The following is a 3,032-nucleotide window of genomic DNA, read 5'->3' on the forward strand; positions in this document are numbered from 1 at the left end:
TGTCGAACGGCAGACGAACAGCGGCTCTATTGCCGTCGCGAAACCTCAGTTCAGATCAATGCAGTGCATGCCGAAGCTGCCGCGCGCACGGTCGGCATAGTAGTGCTGCAGCGTTTCCTTGACGGTGCGAAACGCCAGGTCTTCCCAGGGGATGTCCTGCTCGGCGAACAGCTGCACTTCCATGGTCTCGGGCCCGGGATAGCATTGCTCGGCACGCAGGCGGGCGCGGTAGAACAGATGGACCTGGCCCACGCGCGGTACGCTGATCAGGCTGTAGAGCGGTCCCATTTCAATGTCGGCGCCGGCTTCCTCGTCGGTCTCGCGCTCGGCACCCTGGGCCGTGGTCTCGCCCAGCTCCATGAAACCCGCGGGCAGGGTCCACAGGCCGCGGCGCGGCTCGATGTTGCGCTTGCACAGCAGCACGCGGCCGTCGTCCATCACCGGAATGGTGCCCACGACATTGAGCGGGTTCTCGTAATGAATGGTGTGGCAGTGGGGGCAGACGGCTCGCTCCCGGGTGTCGCCGTCGTCGGGAATGCGGTAGACCACGGCGGTGCCACAGTTGCGGCAGAACTGGATGGGGCTGCGAAAAATCATTGGCTGAATATAAGCAATAAATCAGCCGGGCGCCGCGGTCCGCAGCGCGCAATGCGCAGGAAATGCGGCGCCGGCGAGCCCCGCGCGGGGCCCTGTGACATCAGACGATGCGCACCGACAGCGGTGTCAGGCCTTCGACCGTGCCTTCGAGCAGGTCGCCGCGCACCACGGCGCTCACGCCTTCGGGCGTGCCGGTCATGATCAGGTCGCCGGGCTGCAGTTCCCATGCGGCCGACAGATGCTCTATGGTCTCAGCGATGTTCCAGATCAGCTGGGCGACCGTGCTGCGCTGGCGGTCGACACCGTTGACCTGCAGTGCGATTGCAGCGTTCTCCACGTCGCCGGCCTGGGCCACGGGCGTGATCGGGCCTATGGGGGCCGAGTGCTCGAACGCCTTGCCTATGCACCAGGGGCGGCCCTGCTTCTTCATTTCGTTTTGCAGGTCGCGGCGCGTCATGTCCAGGCCCAGCGCGTAGCCGTAGATGTATTCGGCGGCGTCGGCGGCGCGGATGTTCTTGCCGGCCTTGCCTATGGCCACGACCAGCTCGATTTCATGGTGCAGATTGCTGGTCAGCGTGGGGTAGGGCATCTCGCCCGTGGTGCCGGCTTCTACCGGCAGCAGCGCGTCGGCGGGCTTGAGGAAGAAGAACGGCGGCTCGCGGCCGGTGAAGCCCATTTCCTTGGCGTGTTCTTCGTAGTTGCGGCCTACGCAATAGATGCGGTGCACGGGGAAACGTTCGGGGCTGCCCACCACGGGCAGGCTGGCGACGTCTGCGGGTGTGAATACATAGCGCATGGGAATCTTTCACGAAAGAAGGTAAATGCCAAGCCGCGCCCTGCGCAAGCCTGAGCTGCGCAGTGTGCCATGCGCAGCGCAGCAATCTTATATAAGAGTGGATTTTTCCGCACAGGATTCAGCGCTTGTGCCATGGGCAAGCCCCGCCGCTGGCGGTATGCTGGGCGGCATGAAGCTGCATTCCTATTTCCGCTCCTCTGCCGCCTACCGCGTGCGCATCGCGCTGCACCTCAAGGGCCTGTCGTTTGATTATGTGCCCGTGCACCTGCTGCGCGGCGACCACCGCGCCGCCGAGTACGCCGATCGCGTCGGCGATGCACTGGTGCCGGCGCTCGAACTCGACGCAGGTCCGTTGCTCACGCAGTCGATGGCCATCATCGAGTACCTCGACGAGACCCAGCCCGCCGTGCCTTTGCTGCCCGCCGATGCACTGGGCCGCGCCCATGTGCGCGCGCTGGCGCAGATGGTCGCCTGCGAGATCCACCCGCTCAACAATCTGCGCGTGCTCAAGTACCTGGTGCGCACGCTGGAAGTCTCGGAAGAACAAAAGACCACCTGGTACCAGCACTGGGCCGGCGCGGGCCTGGCCGCCATAGAGCGCCAGTTGGGCCTGCTGGCCGAGGAGCGCCGCGCCGCGGGTCTGGCCGAGTCCAGTTTCTGCTGGGGCGACACGCCCGGCCTGGCCGATTGCTGCCTCATTCCCCAGGTCTTCAACGCCCAGCGTTTCGGCCTGACGCTCGACGAACTGCCGCGCATCGCGGCGATTGTCCAACGCTGCAACGCCTTGCCCGCGTTCCAGCTGTCCCATCCTGACGCCTGCCCGGATCACCAATGAGCGCTGCCCCCGCATTCGATGACTGGCTGCGGCCCGACTGGCCCGCGCCACCGGGCGTGCATGCGCTGTGCACCACGCGCTCGGGCGGCGTCAGTGCCTCTCCCTGGGATTCGCTGAACCTGGGCGACCATGTGGGCGATTCGGCACATGCGGTCTACGAGAACCGCAACCGGCTGCAGAGCGCGCTGCGCACGCGCACGCCGGGCGCGCATGCGATGTTCCTGCGCCAGGTGCATGGCAGCGACGTGCTGGCGCTGGACGCCGCAACCGGCCAGGGACTGGCCGCCGATGCGAGCCTGACATCGACGCCGGGCGTGGCCTGCACCATCATGGTCGCCGACTGCCTGCCGGTACTGTTCACGACTACCCAGGGCAGCGTGGTCGCCGCGGCGCACGCGGGCTGGCGCAGTCTTGCGGGCAGCGCGCGCGCCGGCGCCCGCCCGCAAGGCGTGCTGGAAAACGTTTTTGCGCAATTTGCCCAGCAGGCGGGTGCCATCAGCGGTGTCGATGCCTCCCAGGTCGCGGGCCAGACGCTGGCCTGGCTGGGCCCCTGCATAGGCCCGGACGCATTCGAGGTCGGCGACGAAGTGCGCGCCGCGCTGTGCCAGGGCCGGCCCGAGGCCGCAGCGCATTTCCGCGCGGGCCAGGCGCCAGGCAAGTGGCTGGCCGATCTTGCGGGTCTGGCGCGCCAGCGCCTGCAATCGCTGGGCATCAGCGCGGTCTACGGCAACGACGCCAGCGCGCGCTGGTGCACCGTGGGCAACCCTTCAGCGTTCTTCTCGCACCGCCGCGACGCCGCCCGGC

Annotated in this window: 4 protein-coding genes; 2 read left to right on the forward strand and 2 right to left on the reverse strand. The window is 67.2% G+C overall.

Going from position 1 to position 3,032, the window contains the following annotated elements; genetic code table 11:
• Positions 1 to 45: 45 nt before the first annotated feature.
• Positions 46 to 597: an NUDIX hydrolase gene (locus RR928_RS17135; protein WP_332535779.1), complete on the reverse strand. Its 552-nt coding sequence runs from the start codon at positions 595 to 597 to the stop codon at positions 46 to 48.
• Between the two features lie 100 nt (positions 598 to 697).
• The gene (locus tag RR928_RS17140; RefSeq protein WP_332547772.1) at positions 698 to 1,393 is read right to left on the reverse strand and encodes a fumarylacetoacetate hydrolase family protein; all 696 of its coding nucleotides are present in this window, start codon (positions 1,391 to 1,393) and stop codon (positions 698 to 700) included.
• Positions 1,394 to 1,562: 169 nt separating this feature from the next.
• Here RR928_RS17140 and maiA point away from each other — a divergent pair, with 169 nt between their 5' ends.
• Positions 1,563 to 2,228, forward strand: coding sequence for a maleylacetoacetate isomerase (maiA, locus tag RR928_RS17145; protein ID WP_332535777.1), 666 nt, complete (start codon positions 1,563 to 1,565; stop codon positions 2,226 to 2,228).
• Positions 2,225 to 3,032, forward strand: an 808-nt coding sequence (locus RR928_RS17150) for a polyphenol oxidase family protein (protein WP_332683459.1), incomplete at its 3' end; no start/stop codon positions are given. The genes maiA and RR928_RS17150, both read left to right, overlap by 4 nt.

The sequence above is a fragment of the Comamonas sp. genome (assembly GCF_036666375.1).
Lineage (GTDB): Bacteria > Pseudomonadota > Gammaproteobacteria > Burkholderiales > Burkholderiaceae_C > Comamonas.

Coding starts and splice junctions, on each gene's coding strand:
- RR928_RS17135 (WP_332535779.1), bottom strand. CDS start 597: ATGATTTTTCGCAGCCCCATCCAGTTCTGCCGCAACTGTGGCACCGCC.
- maiA (WP_332535777.1), top strand. CDS start 1,563: ATGAAGCTGCATTCCTATTTCCGCTCCTCTGCCGCCTACCGCGTGCGC.
- RR928_RS17140 (WP_332547772.1), bottom strand. CDS start 1,393: ATGCGCTATGTATTCACACCCGCAGACGTCGCCAGCCTGCCCGTGGTG.